The 14,839-nt window shown below is 35.3% G+C and carries 18 protein-coding genes and 1 pseudogene; 10 read left to right on the forward strand and 9 right to left on the reverse strand.

The features are described 5' to 3' along the window. The first annotated feature begins 1,005 nt into the window (after window positions 1-1,005). Both D5R40_RS13005 and D5R40_RS13010 read left to right on the forward strand, forming a co-directional pair. Window positions 1,006-1,698 carry a dienelactone hydrolase family protein gene (locus D5R40_RS13005; RefSeq protein WP_124145340.1) on the forward strand — a complete coding sequence of 231 codons (693 nt, stop codon included), beginning with the start codon at window positions 1,006-1,008 and terminating at the stop codon, window positions 1,696-1,698. 328 nt (window positions 1,699-2,026) lie between these two features. Beyond that, window positions 2,027-2,485, forward strand: a complete 459-nt coding sequence (locus D5R40_RS13010) for a COP23 domain-containing protein (RefSeq protein WP_124145339.1) — start codon at window positions 2,027-2,029, stop codon at window positions 2,483-2,485. A gap of 546 nt (window positions 2,486-3,031) precedes the next feature. On the opposite strand, the pseudogene D5R40_RS37730 reads toward D5R40_RS13010, so the two are convergent. From D5R40_RS37730 to D5R40_RS13025, 6 genes and pseudogenes are all read right to left on the reverse strand, one after another. After that, a pseudogene (locus D5R40_RS37730) lies at window positions 3,032-3,199 on the reverse strand (zinc ribbon domain-containing protein); the annotation flags it as partial. A 12-nt stretch (window positions 3,200-3,211) separates the two neighbouring features. Continuing rightward, on the reverse strand, window positions 3,212-3,439 hold the full coding sequence (locus D5R40_RS39530; RefSeq protein ID WP_240041587.1) for a transposase: 228 nt from the start codon (window positions 3,437-3,439) through the stop codon (window positions 3,212-3,214). Between the two features lie 72 nt (window positions 3,440-3,511). After that, complete coding sequence (locus D5R40_RS39535; protein WP_275670385.1) at window positions 3,512-3,676, reverse strand: transposase; 165 nt, start codon at window positions 3,674-3,676, stop codon at window positions 3,512-3,514. A gap of 151 nt (window positions 3,677-3,827) precedes the next feature. Next, window positions 3,828-4,094 carry a hypothetical protein gene (locus D5R40_RS39540; RefSeq protein WP_240038977.1) on the reverse strand — a complete coding sequence of 89 codons (267 nt, stop codon included), beginning with the start codon at window positions 4,092-4,094 and terminating at the stop codon, window positions 3,828-3,830. 153 nt (window positions 4,095-4,247) lie between these two features. Continuing rightward, a complete protein-coding gene (locus D5R40_RS39545; RefSeq protein ID WP_240038976.1) occupies window positions 4,248-4,337 on the reverse strand; it encodes a helix-turn-helix domain-containing protein in 90 nt (29 codons plus the stop codon). Window positions 4,338-4,480: 143 nt separating this feature from the next. Then, entirely contained in the window at window positions 4,481-4,918 is a 438-nt protein-coding gene (locus tag D5R40_RS13025; RefSeq protein WP_124145338.1) for a Tery_1686 family protein, read from the reverse strand. Window positions 4,919-5,189: 271 nt separating this feature from the next. Between D5R40_RS13025 and D5R40_RS13030 the strand changes: the two genes are divergently transcribed. From D5R40_RS13030 to D5R40_RS13040, 3 genes are all read left to right on the forward strand, one after another. Then, window positions 5,190-6,056, forward strand: a complete 867-nt coding sequence (locus tag D5R40_RS13030) for an SPFH domain-containing protein (RefSeq protein WP_124145337.1) — start codon at window positions 5,190-5,192, stop codon at window positions 6,054-6,056. A gap of 475 nt (window positions 6,057-6,531) precedes the next feature. Continuing rightward, entirely contained in the window at window positions 6,532-7,476 is a 945-nt protein-coding gene (gene ispE, locus D5R40_RS13035; RefSeq protein ID WP_124145362.1) for a 4-(cytidine 5'-diphospho)-2-C-methyl-D-erythritol kinase, read from the forward strand. Between the two features lie 313 nt (window positions 7,477-7,789). Beyond that, window positions 7,790-8,119: a DUF3082 domain-containing protein gene (locus tag D5R40_RS13040; RefSeq protein ID WP_124145336.1), complete on the forward strand. Its 330-nt coding sequence runs from the start codon at window positions 7,790-7,792 to the stop codon at window positions 8,117-8,119. A 537-nt stretch (window positions 8,120-8,656) separates the two neighbouring features. On the opposite strand, the gene D5R40_RS13045 is transcribed toward D5R40_RS13040, so the two are convergent. After that, a complete protein-coding gene (locus D5R40_RS13045) occupies window positions 8,657-9,565 on the reverse strand; it encodes a metallophosphoesterase family protein (RefSeq protein ID WP_124154741.1) in 909 nt (302 codons plus the stop codon). Between the two features lie 114 nt (window positions 9,566-9,679). Here D5R40_RS13045 and D5R40_RS13050 point away from each other — a divergent pair, with 114 nt between their 5' ends. Together D5R40_RS13050 and smpB are read left to right on the forward strand one after the other, a co-directional pair. Continuing rightward, the gene (locus D5R40_RS13050; protein ID WP_124154742.1) at window positions 9,680-10,498 is read left to right on the forward strand and encodes a hypothetical protein; all 819 of its coding nucleotides are present in this window, start codon (window positions 9,680-9,682) and stop codon (window positions 10,496-10,498) included. 245 nt (window positions 10,499-10,743) lie between these two features. Further along, the gene (gene smpB / locus D5R40_RS13055) at window positions 10,744-11,214 is read left to right on the forward strand and encodes an SsrA-binding protein SmpB (RefSeq protein WP_124154743.1); all 471 of its coding nucleotides are present in this window, start codon (window positions 10,744-10,746) and stop codon (window positions 11,212-11,214) included. 516 nt (window positions 11,215-11,730) lie between these two features. Here smpB and D5R40_RS13060 read toward each other — a convergent pair. After that, window positions 11,731-12,417: a hypothetical protein gene (locus D5R40_RS13060; protein WP_124154744.1), complete on the reverse strand. Its 687-nt coding sequence runs from the start codon at window positions 12,415-12,417 to the stop codon at window positions 11,731-11,733. Between the two features lie 350 nt (window positions 12,418-12,767). Then, complete coding sequence (locus D5R40_RS13065) at window positions 12,768-12,983, reverse strand: type 2 periplasmic-binding domain-containing protein (RefSeq protein WP_240041588.1); 216 nt, start codon at window positions 12,981-12,983, stop codon at window positions 12,768-12,770. Here D5R40_RS13065 and D5R40_RS13070 point away from each other — a divergent pair. The 3 genes from D5R40_RS13070 to D5R40_RS13085 form a co-directional block, all read left to right on the forward strand. Then, entirely contained in the window at window positions 12,968-13,459 is a 492-nt protein-coding gene (locus D5R40_RS13070; protein ID WP_240041589.1) for an oxidoreductase, read from the forward strand. The two genes, D5R40_RS13065 and D5R40_RS13070, sit on opposite strands and share 16 nt — an antisense overlap. A 521-nt stretch (window positions 13,460-13,980) precedes the next feature. After that, on the forward strand, window positions 13,981-14,322 hold the full coding sequence (locus tag D5R40_RS13080) for an NADPH-dependent FMN reductase (RefSeq protein ID WP_282433628.1): 342 nt from the start codon (window positions 13,981-13,983) through the stop codon (window positions 14,320-14,322). Window positions 14,323-14,405: 83 nt separating this feature from the next. Next, a partial coding sequence (locus D5R40_RS13085; RefSeq protein WP_134239615.1) for a hypothetical protein occupies window positions 14,406-14,839 on the forward strand: 434 nt, incomplete at its 3' end.

Raw genomic sequence — 14,839 nt, forward strand, 5'->3', positions numbered from 1 at the left:
TCAATAATTTAGTAATCATAGCTTAAATAAGTTCAATTTTTTCTTGAATCAAAAATCTCAACTAAGAAATAGATATTACTCTTTGATATTTCTCAGATATATAGCATTTACATTTGGATTGTAAATATATTTTTGAATAAAAGGTAATAGAGAATAAAGTACACAAAAATTTTATATTGAAAAAACTACTTTTCTCTTTGTTATTTTTCATGGAAATGTTGTATTCAAGCAAAATTTAGTTAAATTAAATTTTAAGTATAACTATTCGAGTAATTAGCTTGATTATATTAACTTGAACCTGATTTAAAGAAATATAAAAATTCCCAGTTGTTAACTCACTCTTAATATCAACAATTACCGAGAGTATTAATAATATTTTTATAGTGTTTCTCAGACTAATGAGGTATACACTTATCTTTATTTCTATTCTATTCTTTTCCCTGTTCGCAGATCCGATGCTCCATAAAACAAACAAATTTTGTCCCTCACACCTCTTGGGAATTGCTATATCAAAATTATTTATTAAATGCTATTTTGAGACCATTCCTTATTTTTAGACAAAAAAAATCATGTCTCAAGCCTCCCTTTTTTAAATTATGCATCTTCTCGTCTCCATATTGTAGGAAGTCCTGATAACGTAATTCCTTTGTAATACCAAGTGTGAAAAAAGAATGCTATACTTAAGTTACAAGTGACACTTCAATTATTAAGTAATTAACAAATAATCAATTACTTTTTTGATAATTATTAGCCAGTTATTGTTAATTATTCTTATGTTTATTTCTCGCTCTCGGACGTTGCATGCAGCATCCCTACTACCCTACTCCTCAGCAGTGCAAAAATGTAGCAAACATTTATTACCCTTGAGATAAGAAGCTAGGGTAGCTCCTCTGTCAAGAGACTAATTGAAGCCCACAGTTCCTCCGGCAGGAAGCTAACTGAATTGACTGAATAATGTTAAAGTAATCTATAAATATAACGGCAATATCAAATCAATTAACCAAGATGAAAATTAAAATTCCCAGTAATAACGGCGAGACTTTTTCCGCTTACTTAAAAACACCTACTTCTACACCTGCTCCTGGATTAATAATTATCCAAGAAATTTTTGGAGTTAATGAAGTAATGCGTAATATAGCTGATGAATATGCTCAAGCAGGTTATGTGGCAATAGTCCCTGATTTATTTTGGCGTCAAGAAGCAGATATTGAACTTACCGATAAATCTGAGAATGACTGGCAAAAAGCATTTGAACTTTACCAACATTTTGATGAAAATAAAGGAATTGATGATTTAATTTCTACAATGAAAACTCTCAAAGAATTACCAGAATGTACTGGCAAAATTGGCAGTGTAGGTTTTTGTTTAGGAGGAAAACTCGCTTATTTAATGGCTACTCGTTCCCAAGCAAAATGTAACGTTAGTTATTATGGAGTTGGCATTGAAAAAAATCTTGATGAAGCTGCTAATATTCAAAATCCATTAATACTTCATCTTGCTGAAAAAGATGAATATGTTTCTCCAGAAATTCAGTCTCAACTAAAAATTGAATTGAGTAATTATCCTTTAGTAACAATACATTCTTATCCAAATATTAATCACGGCTTTGCTCGGATAGAAGGAAAAGACTATAACTTAGAAGCTACTAATCTTGCCCAAAGTCGCACTATAGAATTTTTCCAAAAATATCTTGACTAAGTTTTTAGTTTGACACTGAGTCACTATTTTTTAACCCACTCCCAATAAGTTGATTATTCTACATTATATCTGGTTGATTGACTGCTATTATTGGGAAGGTTTTATTGAACCGAAGTTAAGGCAGATAATAAATTGAATAAGGAATATAAGCAAAGCAAGTAATTTATTAATTAGAAATTATAACTACACAAGAATCACTGATAATCAAAGCTTCCATAATTTCCCAAGTATACTAAAAAAAAATTTGCTTAAATGCCATTACTGACAGTCAAGAACTATATATAAATTTATAGAATATTAGTATTGTTATCTATGTAGATTATAATCAATGAAAATTTTATCATTAACTTCTATTGTTGCTGCCACAGTAATTGGATTGTTAAATATTCCTATAAATCATCGTTCTGCTGAAGCTCAAACTACTAATTTTTTCTGTGGGAAAATCGGGGCAACTCCAGCAACAATAGCCACTAAACAAGGCAAAAATATTCCGATTATTCTCTGGAATTCTAATAATTATTTTACCGAATCAGGAGAAGATGCTCTGACTAGATGTACTAGAGTATCTGGAATTTTATCTACTCAACAAAGAAACGGATATCGAAGTATCACTGTCAGTATTTCTAAAAATGGACAGCCAATGATTTGTGCTGCTAATCCTCAAGATGGTTCTTGTAGATTATTATATCAAGTTCCTAATGGTCAAAATCCTCAACAAGCTAGACAAGAATTATTGAGAAGAGTTGCTAATCCTCAGCCAAATCTACCACCAATTACTATTTATTAAAAGAACAAGTATTAAGCAGAAAAACTTTTATAATGATGATAGGAAAAAAGTAGTTATCAGTTTTCAAAACTTGAGAAAAAGTCAAAGCCATAGCAAACATTGTTAACATTCCGAGACAAACCATGCTAATGTCTAGTTTTCAAGAAGGTGAAATATTAGGATATTGCAAAATTGTATATCATCCCCACAAACCTAACAAAAGTCAGGCAGGGGGAGGGCGTTTATGGATACAAGAAAGCCAGAAGTTCAAGTTATCCTTGACATCCTCTCCGGCCTGTTAGCGTTTGCGCAGCATTCCGATCGGAATACTCCTTTGTTAGCGCAGCTCCTCCGCAGGAGGCAAGAGGCAGGCACGGAGATTCCTACCGAGTCTTAGTTATTCGGTGGGTTGACGTTTTGCTGGCGCAAAACTCCGCTAACATTGGGTGCTGCACCCACCCCTATTACTCCCCTCCTAGGAAGGGATGGGGGTAGGTTACGCTTGCCTCCAGGTCCGTTTTTTGTCTCGGACTGCCCGCCCGCGACTAATATATTTATTGCTGCATTCTAGTCTCTATGGTGTTTTGCGCCACAGTTAAGGCATTCCCATTCTCGCATCTGAAGGTCTAACTTGCCACCTTTAAAGCCACAATTTGAGCAAACTTGACTTGTAGGTTCCCACCTGCTAATGACTCTAAAATCACGAGCGTATTTCTCAGCTTTTCCTTCTAAGAAAGTTCTAAATTGTCACCAACCTAAATCGGATATAGCTCTGGATAATTTGCGGTCTCTTGGTGCGTGTTCCCTTGCGACTGGCGTCATTGCGGAGTCGCACCGCTTTTTTACCATGCCAGAAAGGTTTCCTTCGGAATCCTTTGCAAACAAATCTTCTAAAACAACTGTTTGGTTGTCACGAATTATTTTAGTAGATAATTTATGCAAAAAATTAGTTCTTGTATCTTTGCAGTTTACCATGGAACTTAGCTACTCTAACCCGTGCTTTTTCATACCTTTTAGACCCTTGAGTTTTATTAGATAATGACTTGCTTAACTTTCGTTAGCACAGCTCCTCTGAAACAGGCTACTTCTTAATTGTTTTTTGAGTGGTTTTGGTGCATCAATCTTTGTACCATTACTCAAGGTTGCAAAGGTAGAAATGCCTAAATCTATACCTACTGAATTATCAGTATGAGCCAAGGTTTCTGGTATAATTTCTACTACAAAACTTAAGAAATATCTATTAGAGTTGTCGCTAAATAAAGGGAAAAAATCACTCTAACCTAGACAGAGCAATAATTCCAAGCATTTTTATTTTCCAATAGCTACAATCCTTACAAAACAAGGTTTTTGGGATTTTTTTCAGTTATAAAGCGACAACTCTATTAGCTGAGTCCTTGATAATTGTTACTGATGATGGAGCAGCACGCAACTCTCTTGACCAAACAATTTTCAGCTTTCCAATCTTAGCTAAATAAACTTGATGTTGACCAATTTTCAACCCTCCTTTTGTAAATCTTGCAGTTTGTTTTGATTTCCTGCTTTTGAATTTAGGAGGCTTAACAGGTTTACCTTTTCTCTGGCCTTTTGTTGATTTAAAAAAGTTTTGATAAGCTTGGTTTAAATCATTCAAAGATTGCTGCAATGGTATGCTGGAAACTTCTGAGAGCCACCCTCTACATTCAGTCTTCTTAGCCTGAGTAATAAACTGTTTTTGTAGTTCAGAATTAGTGGGTTTCTTTGCTCCCGATCTATACTTTTCTTGACAATAAGCTAGGATATCATTCTAAACAACACGGACAGAACCAAATAGCTTTGCTATTTGGTATCTTTGTCCCGGTGTTGGATATATACGATACTTAAATCTAGCTTTCATAATTCCTATCTAAACTAACAGCATGATAACATATCTATTGAAAAAAAAAGCTAAAAAGTCGCCCTAGAAGGGCGGGGCTTTAAACCCATTTTTTTGGTAAAATCTTCCAAGATCGAGAACCAAAAGGTTTTGGCTAATCCCAATTAAGCAGCCAAATCATCATTATTGAATAGCTCAAAAATCTGCCGACAGAAATATTTCAGTTTGGCAGCAGATTCTGTTGTGGGTTGGGTATTTCCCACAAAATGCCAGCCACCCACCGTTGATAATTTCCATTGTTCTCCGCGATGATCGTAACCAGCAACTTCCACTCCAATTACACGAGAATAAGCTTCAATAGGATCTTGATATAAACGAATTTGCACCAATAAACAACGACTTTCCAGAGACCTACTTCTACCAGGCAAATGAAAACCAATATCTATAGAATCTGGGTCAACTAACTCCAAAGTATCTGGATCGTTCATCCAGGGCTTGAGATCGACCTTAACATCTGCAAACTGGGACTTAAATAAATTTACTACTGAAGCAATTTTACTAGCTACTTGAAAATTTTTGGCCTGTTCTGCAGCATTTACCATATATACTCCTCAAGAATAAAATTTCAGATTATTAACTAACTAATTTAAGTAAAAATCAAAAACTGTGATTATTGGGACAATTATTAATAATTTTAGATTTTCTACTTATTTGTTAAACAATAGCTTCGAGGGTTTAGATTTGATTGGGGCTAAAATTTTTCGTTTAAGTCCCAATCTCAACAGCCAAAAAGAAAATTGTTAACTTTTGACTTGACTACTTTTTAATTGATAATGCTAGTATCAAAATAATTAACCTAATTTCTAACATCTTATGCTTCAATATCTTGTGGCTCTTATAGCAACTGCAATCATTGGTTATACAGTTAATTCATCTGTAAAAGTTATTGATGAAGGAGATGAGGCTTTAGTAGAACGCTTGGGTAAGTATAAGCGCACTTTGAAGCCTGGACTTCAGTTTGTTCTACCTCTAGTAGAAAAAATAGCTCATGTTGATACCATCCGCGAAAGGGTCTTGGATATTGACCCTCAGTCAGTCATTACTAATGATAATTTGACATTGCAGGTAGATGCAGTAGTCTACTGGCAGATTATAGAAATCGAGAGAGCGTATTATGCAATTGAAGACGTAGAAAATGCTATTGATAATATAGTTTTAACTTCTCTGCGTTCTGAAATTGGTCGCTTGCCACTTCAAGAAGTTTTATCTACAAAAGATGAAATTGATAAAGCTTTGTTGAAGAAATTGGATGAAGCTACTTCTAGTTGGGGTGTCAAAGTGATTCGTGTCGAGGTTCAAAATATTATTTTTCCTGAAAAAGTGCAAGCAGCAATGGAGTCGGAAAGGGTAGCTTTAAGTGAGAAAAAAGCTATGCTTGAACAAGCAGAGGGAGAAAAAAGAGCTGCTATTGCTAAAGCTCAAGGACAAGCAGAGTCTATAGAGGTTCTTTCCAAAATTTTAAATTTGCGCCCAGATAGTCCAGAATTTATGCAATTTCTGATTGCTCAAAGATATTTAGAAACTAATCAGAAATTAAGTGAAAGTGCTAATTCTAAGGTTCTATTTATGGACCCGAAAGCCATGTCAGAAGCATTAGCTGAATTAGTGGGAGATTCTCCTGATTATCCTCCACTAAACGATCTACCTATTTCACCATCTAAACTGAAAAAATCTGATTAGTATCATGTCTCATAGATATTGGGATAGGGAGTAGAAACAAGGGATAAGAAGATTTTGATTATGGTTTATTAAGCGAAATCAAGATAGTTATGACCGGGGAATATATCCAGTTTTAGAGATGCTAGCTGGGTAAATTTTTTGCAGCTTTTAATCAGGCAGAATAACTATCATTAGCACTTTTTTATAAACTATTAGACATCTGGCGATCGTAAAAAAGAAAAATAAAATCAACTATCGCACATGAATTATCAATAATTATCAATTATTTCCCCCTACTCCCTACTCCCTCTTTTGGAGGAAATGTCTATTGATATTTAATCAATAAACTTATAAATTATAATAATTAAAGTAAAGTAAGAACCTTAGGAATATAAATTCTTGCCACTTGGAAGTAGCTAGAGATGATTTTGGTCAAAAAATTAACCTTTTCCTTTACTTCCTTCGAGTTAAAATATCTAATACTAAACTAGCTAAAATGCGCTCCTATTCATTAATTGCTCCTGCTAAAATCAATCTGTATCTGGAAATTATAGGCGATCGCCCAGATGGTTATCACGAATTAGCAATGGTTTTGCAAAGCATTAGTCTTGCAGACAGAATAGATATTCGTGCCATTGGAATTGAAACTATTGTGGTTCGATGCGAACATCCTCTGGTTCCTGCTGATGCTGACAATATTGCTTACCGAGCAGCTTCCTTGCTCGGTAAACAATTTCCAGATGTATTTGCCAGGTACGGTGGCGTTGAAATTACTATCAATAAGCAGATTCCTGTAGCAGCAGGGTTAGCAGGAGGTTCCACAGATGCAGCAGCAGTATTAGTGGGATTAGATTTAATGTGGGAACTTGGTTTAACTCAGGGAGAGTTGCAAGAGTTGGGGGCACAGTTGGGTTCAGATGTTCCTTTTTGTATTAGTGGCGGTACAGCATTGGCAACTGGACGTGGCGAAGTTCTCTCCCCACTACCAAATTTAGACCAACTTTATGTGGTTTTGGCTAAATACAAGAATCTCTCTATTTCTACACCCTGGAGTTATCGCACTTATCGTCAAGAATTCGGTCATACTTATATTGATGATACTGAAGCTCGGGAAAATAGTATACAAAGAGTACATTCTGGACCAATGGTTTCAGCGATCGCTCACCAAGACAATATAGAAATTGGTAAACTATTGCACAACGATTTAGAAAAGGTGGCTTTACCAGAATATCCGCAATTATTAAAATTAAGAGAAGCTTTTGCCTCCCAAAATGTTTTAGGAGCTATGATGTCGGGGTCTGGACCTACTATATTTGCTTTGACAGAATCTCTTGCTCAAGCACAGGAAGTTGAGGCCACAGTAAAAGCAAAAATGGCTGACCCCGGTCTAGAATTCTGGATAGCACAGTTTAACTCTAGTGGCATTACTATTGCCCATTGAAGAGGGAAGAGGGCAGGACGTAGAAGGTAGAAGGAACATATAATACTTTGAATTGGCAATAATTAATAACTATTATTCTCTGTTTGTTGTTGTTGAAAACTCTAGAAATCTGTATTTTATTTTGCCAAGTTATAAACTGCTATATTTAATTTTCATTTTTCCCATAATTCTAATATAGCAATAGCCAGACCTGTTAGGATTTATACTGACCATCGATATTAGGCTAGGCAATGTTTTTCCAACTATTTCCTATTCCATGTTCTCTATTATAGTTACAAACAATTTTTATTCTGACTTCAACTATTCAAAATATATGACAAATTTAACTCCTAAATCTCAAGAAAAATCTACTTCAAATGTCAATCCTTTACAATGTTTGGCTAGTGCGATAATTGCTGGTGGATTAGCCACACTTGCCTATATGTTAATGAAATCTATTTCTGAGACATTTGCTAATAAACCTATTATTTCAGATAATGTTTTTGTGGTGAATATTTCGACTGCTGTGCGTGCTTTAGTGGTGGGAGTTATTGCTTTCGCTACTTGTATGTGTGCGATGGTTACTTTAGGTTTAATCGCCTTAGCTATACAAATTATAATTCAGCGATTTACAAATAAGGAAATGCCTCCAAATGAAGGTTGAATAGTAAAAAATTGGGGGATAAATATTTATATCATGTCCGTCTTAAATTAGTAGACATCTCCAGAAAAGAGGCAACAGGGAACAGGGAACCCACCCCTCGCCCCTCCCCCTCCCAGGAGGGGAGTAATTGATAATTTATGGATAATAATTGATTTGATTTTGAATTTTCACCAGATGTCTAATGATAAAAAGGCGTTGCATCATTACGGGGTGATATGTAATTTTTTCATCATTTGAAAATATTTTCAAATTACAGGCGGTTGCTGAATACCTAAAAACCCAAATATCACTGGCAAGTTTGCACTTTTAAAGCTTTTCTCTTTTCAGTAATCAATCAATCGCTTTATAGTTCAAAGTAAAATAGGGCGTTGGTAATTTGAGGTATGATATCATGTCCAGATAAGAGCGTGATAGAACTCCATTCCGTTTACACGACCAAAAAACTTTCTCCTTCTATTCCTCTTTCTTCTTCTTTCTTCCCTCCTGACTCCTGAGGACTGACTCCTGACTCCTATTCCTTCTAGTATAAAATTTCCTTCAACTCAGGTTAATTATACCTTCGTCAAAAACACGATTATTTACATCAATTCCTCTAACAATGATGTGGTCTTCATAAACATCAAAAGCAGCAAAACTAAAATCACTTGTAGAATATTCAGTCCACTCTGATTTCCCTACAAGACGTTGTTTGCCACCCGCACCACAAATTAAATAAGTAGTACCATTAATTGAGCTAGTTCTTTCATAATCATGTTCATGCCCATTAATATAAAGCTGAACCCCATATTTTTTAAATAGAGGAGTTAAAGTTTGAATAAAATCTTCATTTAACCCATACATTCCAGAAGAATAAATTTGATGATGACCAAAGACTATTTTCCAAGGTGCTTCACTGTTACTCAATTCTTTTTCTAACCATTTTAATTCGGTTTCCCAGTCAGCATTAATATTAGTATCTAAGGCAAAAAATTGAATTGGGTGATACTGAAAAGTATAGTATCTTCCTGCCATATTAAAACCTGGATATTTGAGTTCCAAGTCTCCATTTTCAGTACGAATATCGTGGTTGCCCAGACAGGCATAAAATTTAACTTCTTTTTCTAATAAAAATTTATATGGTTTCTCAAAAACATCTTCTATTTTTTCAATTTCTCCATCTTCATAAATATTATCCCCACCAAGAATTACAAAGTCAAAAGGATATTTTAAAAAATAACGCCCCATAGCTTCAGCTACAGCAAATTGATCTTTGCCTCCTGCACCAGTATCAGCGACAGAAACAAATCTGAAAATAGGGTTTGTTTGAACAGAGGAAGAATTGTTTAATGTCACTGCATTAGTAGGACTAAAAAAATTAATAATTTTTACTATTTTGCTGCATATACCAACAACACTAATGCTGCTGAGACTACTTAAAAATAAAAATTGACGACCTTTAATACTCATCGTTTGAGAAAATAAATTAAGTAGAAAAAGGACTATAGTCCAGAATACTAATTTGTCTTTTATTAATTTATCGTTTTATCCATCGATTTGTTTAGTCCAAAAGGTATAAAGTAAATGTCAGAAGACCAACCACAGCAACCAAATTTAGAACAACCTGAAACTGAAGCAGTCTATCAAGAGTCAACAGAAACTCCTTCCGTGACACCGCAAAGTCCACCTGAACAACAATCTACTACTGAGAAAAAATCAGTAGTGGCCAAACCTAGTATTGGACAACAGGTTTTAGGATTAGTTCGTTCCTTATTACCAGCGTCCCTAAGTCAGAAGCTTTCTGATGGGTTATTAACAGGGGCGATCGCTGGTATTTTTGTCCTCATTGTGGTGATTATTTTTGTTTCTTTTTCCTCTGGTCAACCTGCTACTGAGGTAGCGGATATTCCTATAGCTGAAGAAATAGAAGCGATCGCCCCGACGGATATTCCTATAGCTGAAGAAATAGAAGCGATCGCCCCGGAAGAGTCTCTAGCTCTTACAGTAGATCCAGAAGTATCTGAAGATTCATTTGATGAAGCACCTGAATCTGTGGAACCAATTATAGTTGGACCTCCAAAGTTGACACCAGAGCAAATTTTAATTGTGTCAATTCAAAATCAAATTGATGACCTTACTAATGAATATGGTGCTGGAATTATTGAATCTTTAAGAGTTAATTTTCCCAGTAGTTTATTAATTGTTGAACTAAATAATGATTGGTATGACAAAACTGAGGAAGAACAAGATAAATTAGTTAAGCAAATGTTTCAAGAAGCACAAGATTTAGACTTTAATAAGTTACAAGTTATGAACTCTCTAGGTAGAGTTATAGCTCGTAGTTCAGTGATTAATTCTGAGATGATTGTTTTAGAGCGGTCTCTGTTAGAAATACCAGGATAATTTTCAGAGTTAAGAAGGTTTTAGGTAGTAGGTGAAAAAAGCTGACCGCCTCACCTAAAACTTTTGATGTTTTCTATAGTTAATAATTTTGTAGTATATAGCAGTCGAAGGAAAGCTTAGGACAGTTCAAAGGTTGAAAACTCAGACAACGTAAGACTTTTCCTTCTTCCTTCTTCCTTCTTCTTTCTTTCTTCTGCTATAATCAAAAATTACAGACAAAAAATTAAGTGTACTTAAAATATCTTATGAATAAAAAAAGTGGTGAAGGACGTAAAATAATTAGTGATAATCGCCAAGCTAGATTTAACTATCATATTATTGAAACTTATGAAGCTGGTGTTGCATTACAAGGAACAGAGGTAAAATCAATCCGAGAAGGTAAGGTTAATTTACGAGATGGTTATGCCTTAATTCGTAATAATGAAGCATGGTTACTGAACGTTCATATTTCTCCATACCAAAAAGCAGGAGAATTTTTCAATCACGAACCTCGTCGTAGTAGGAGGCTATTGTTACACAAACAAGAAATTCGTAAATTGATTGGTAAGGTAGAACAGCAGGGATTAACTTTAGTACCATTGAGGATGTATTTTAAGCGTGGTTGGGTAAAAGTTGATATTGCTTTGGCACAGGGTAAAAAGCTCCATGATAAGCGTGAAACTATTAAACAACGAGACGATAAACGGACTATGCAAAGAGTAATGAAGCAATACTAGAGCCACCAATTTTATCCTTACCTTAGTAAATTTGAAGCTTTAGTTTGCTCATTCAACAATTAATAATTAATTATTACCTCTCCTGAAAAAGAATAGGATTGATTAACAGGATTTTTTTCTTTATTTTTTGTATTTCATATAAAAAATTGTGCTACTTACAAATCTCCTCATCTCTCTATCAATCTTTGGTAGTAAACATTAACGTATTTCATATTATTTAAAGAAGAGGCTTTAAACCTGAATTATTCGGTACATTTAATAATACTTATTAGTTACTTAGGGCTTGCGCTCATAAAACTAAAAGTCAGGATAGCTGACGGTAATGGAGCTTTTTATATTCAGTTTATCTCCAAGTTTATGGCTCTTATTTCCCTCAAAATACTGAAATTTTCTGCTGAAATTCAAGAAAATTTCTTCACATAAAATGGCTGAAACCGTTGCCTGTTCCCCCCATCTCCGCGTCTGGTGCGTCCCCGTGTCCTACTCCCAGCAACCAATTTTTTCAGCAGACCCTACTTAGTAGGTATAGTTATATTCATATTCATAATTGTAGGAGTCTTCAAAATTAGTGGCAACTCTAACTCCATTAGGATCAACAGTACATACAAACTTATTTTTTTCTCCATAAACATTTACCCATCCTTGCCACTGCCAACCTTCAGCAGTTTTAGTCACATTCTGAGTAGAAGACCACCGCCCATTACTAGGAATTCCCATTTCATATTGCATAAATTCTTTACAAGAGCTTACCACACTAATATTACTTTTATTCATTCTATCGCCACCTCCATAAAAATGATCGGGGAAATAATCAGGATAAGTTTCTTTATGAAAATATGCTGTTACTTCATTGTTATCAATATTGCAAATGAAATTGCTTCGTTCCCCATCAAATTCTACCCAACCTTGCCATTGCCAACCAGATGTAGATTCAGTTATATTTTTTCTTGAAGACCACCGACTATTACGAGGAATTCCCATTTCGTATTCCATAAATTCTTGACAATAACTGACAACATAGCTGGTATTAGAATTAGCTGGAATGTGATTTTTAATTCCTACTTTTCTACGATTTATATAGTTAGGATAACTAGAACTGTGATAGCCATCACGTTTAAGTTTAATATGACTATTATTACCAACATCACAGGCTGCTAGAAAAACAACTGTAGCTAAAGTTATTGCTAGATTTTTGTTATTCATTATTCTGTGCTAGAAAATAGAATTTATAATTTATAGTAGCACTAAAGGTGATTTTTAGAGCTGATTTTCTACAATAATCTCAAAATCAGCTAATAGGCGTTTATTTTTAGATTTTCTCTTAAAATTGCCAAGTATTGTTGTAAGCATTTCCTCCGGAATGCTGCGCAAACAGCGGTCAGCTATCAGCTCTTAATTATTCATTGAAATCTGGTGGAAATTAAAAATCAAATCAATTATTATCCATAAATTAATTGTCAATTATTTCTCCTTCCTGTTCCCTATTTTATGGAGATGTCTATTACTCACATTGCTGATAGCTGAGTGCTAATAGCTGAATGCTTACATATTGTTCAAAATTTTTCCCATAGAAGTGAGTTACCAAGGCGTTGAGTTAAAAAATCAATGAAAGTTTTAACTCTCAAGGAATTACGACGATTCGGTAGATAAAGTGCGTAAATACCTGTATCCATATCTATGTGGGGATAGAACTGAAAATCATTAAGTACAGCTTCGAGAAGACCCCCACGGATATCTTCTCCAATTAACCAGGTTGGCATTAAAATCAAACCAGCACCATCTAAACAAACTTGCCGAAGGACTTCTGAATTATTTGCTACCAGGGGTGCGCTTATCTCCTAGTAGTACCTTCAACGATATGCACGATTCTAATCCGGCAGCTACTTTCAATTATGTTGCGCAAGAATTAGACCGCTTGGGGATAGGTTATCTTCATGTTGTTGAACCCCGTATCAAAGGTAACGTAACAGTTGAAGATGATGGTAAAGGTTTGGGAGCCAAATTTTTCCGTCCGCTATTTGGTAGAGCAATTATTACTGCAGGTGGATATACTCGCGACACAGGAGAGGAAGCTCTCCAAAATAACACTGCTGATTTCGTAGCTTATGGTCGTCTGTTTGTAGCGAATCCCGATTTGCCTAAACGCTTTGCTCTGAATGCCGAGCTTAACAAATACAATCGTAATACTTTTTATACCAGTGGTGAAGAAGGCTATATAGATTATCCCAGTTTGGGCGATGGTTAAAGACATTTAGCTTTTCTAGTATAACCAGTGAGGGTCATTTCAGTTATCAGTTATCAGTACCTCTGCAATAAAAAGGCTGGCGTTGCTGAATTGAAGTATGAATGCGTGATTGTTTGGTTCTGGTTCATGCCCCCTAAATCCCCCAATTTTGGGGGACTTTTAGAGTTTTATTCCCCTCAATTTTGGCAAAATCATACCCAGAATCAATCTATGTCAAACACCAAGAAGAAAACCTTCTGCCTCTCCCCCCCTTTCAAAGGGGGGTTAGGGGGGACCTTCCTTCCACCAAAGAATAAGTATTCAAGCGGATATGATATCATTGCAGAATAGTTTCAAGGAAAAAGAGCGATCGCGCTAAATGTTTCGAGCTTTATTTCAGAATTCTGAAGTTGGCATAACGTCGTCTAATTGCAGTTTTAAATTTGGAAATAAATCAGAATAAATCTGCTCGCCCAAGCGATATTGTTGTTGTTCATAGACACCAGAAAAGAAAGATATTCCTCAGTGTCCTTGCGTAAGTCCTGTACAAAAATGGCTATCCAGGAGTATTAAAAAATGCCCTTGATTATCTGGAACCCCAGGCTTTAAAGTATAAACCTATTGGTATTTGTACGGTCTCTTCTGGAAGATTTGAAAGACTTGATGGTTTGGCACAATTACGATTAGTTAGCCTGGCTTTAGGAGCATTACCAATTCCTGATAAATTGCCTGTTGCTAAGGTGAAGGAATTATTTGATGAAAATGGTGATTTGTCTGACTTAAAATTTCAAACTAGACTCGAATCTTTCATTAATGAATTGGTTTGGTATACGGAGATCATGGTCAATCAAAAGCGGTGCATTTCTTTGTCAAAAAATCCCTAATGCAAAGTTTTATTACAAAGTTTGGTACTAAGTTTGACATACTGTCATACTGACTATAGTAAAGTATTTTCTAGGTTAAATTTATGAACCATTTATACCTGTTCCTACGCAGGGTACTGATTGTGTTCTTAGTAGGGACGTTTACTTTTGTCAGTACCTTTACAGGGGAAGCGATCGCTGATGATAAGGGTTATGTACGACCTGCTGTCAGTACCTTTACAAAGCAACCTGTTTCTACCATAGAGTTTAAAAATTCATGTACACTTAAGCGTGAAGATCAAACAAATCAGCCAGAATTTCAACAGCCGCCATTTGCATACGCGGATACAATATATAATTCTACAAATAATGAAGAGATAGAACAATATCGTACAATTACCTTCGATGCAGTTCAGGACAAATTCTACCTACAGGGAGATGGAAGTCCATCTGCCAACACTGGATACGATGGCTACCTCTACAACCATAAGGGGGTTGGTAAGGGGGTGCTGGTTTCCCCACTCCTCCACAGGGTGGG

This window comes from Okeania hirsuta (assembly GCF_003838195.1).
Lineage (GTDB): Bacteria > Cyanobacteriota > Cyanobacteriia > Cyanobacteriales > Microcoleaceae > Okeania > Okeania hirsuta.

Excerpts from the sequence above, each read along its gene's own strand:
- D5R40_RS13010 (WP_124145339.1), top strand. The coding sequence starts at position 2,027 with ATGAAAATTTTATCATTAACTTCTATTGTTGCTGCCACAGTAATTGGA.
- D5R40_RS39545 (WP_240038976.1), bottom strand. The coding sequence starts at position 4,337 with ATGAAAGCTAGATTTAAGTATCGTATATATCCAACACCGGGACAAAGA.
- D5R40_RS13025 (WP_124145338.1), bottom strand. The coding sequence starts at position 4,918 with ATGGTAAATGCTGCAGAACAGGCCAAAAATTTTCAAGTAGCTAGTAAA.
- D5R40_RS13060 (WP_124154744.1), bottom strand. The coding sequence starts at position 12,417 with ATGAATAACAAAAATCTAGCAATAACTTTAGCTACAGTTGTTTTTCTA.
- D5R40_RS13050 (WP_124154742.1), top strand. The coding sequence starts at position 9,680 with ATGTCAGAAGACCAACCACAGCAACCAAATTTAGAACAACCTGAAACT.
- D5R40_RS13040 (WP_124145336.1), top strand. The coding sequence starts at position 7,790 with ATGACAAATTTAACTCCTAAATCTCAAGAAAAATCTACTTCAAATGTC.
- smpB (WP_124154743.1), top strand. The coding sequence starts at position 10,744 with ATGAATAAAAAAAGTGGTGAAGGACGTAAAATAATTAGTGATAATCGC.
- D5R40_RS13045 (WP_124154741.1), bottom strand. The coding sequence starts at position 9,565 with ATGAGTATTAAAGGTCGTCAATTTTTATTTTTAAGTAGTCTCAGCAGC.
- ispE (WP_124145362.1), top strand. The coding sequence starts at position 6,532 with ATGCGCTCCTATTCATTAATTGCTCCTGCTAAAATCAATCTGTATCTG.
- D5R40_RS13030 (WP_124145337.1), top strand. The coding sequence starts at position 5,190 with ATGCTTCAATATCTTGTGGCTCTTATAGCAACTGCAATCATTGGTTAT.
- D5R40_RS39530 (WP_240041587.1), bottom strand. The coding sequence starts at position 3,439 with ATGGTAAACTGCAAAGATACAAGAACTAATTTTTTGCATAAATTATCT.
- D5R40_RS13005 (WP_124145340.1), top strand. The coding sequence starts at position 1,006 with ATGAAAATTAAAATTCCCAGTAATAACGGCGAGACTTTTTCCGCTTAC.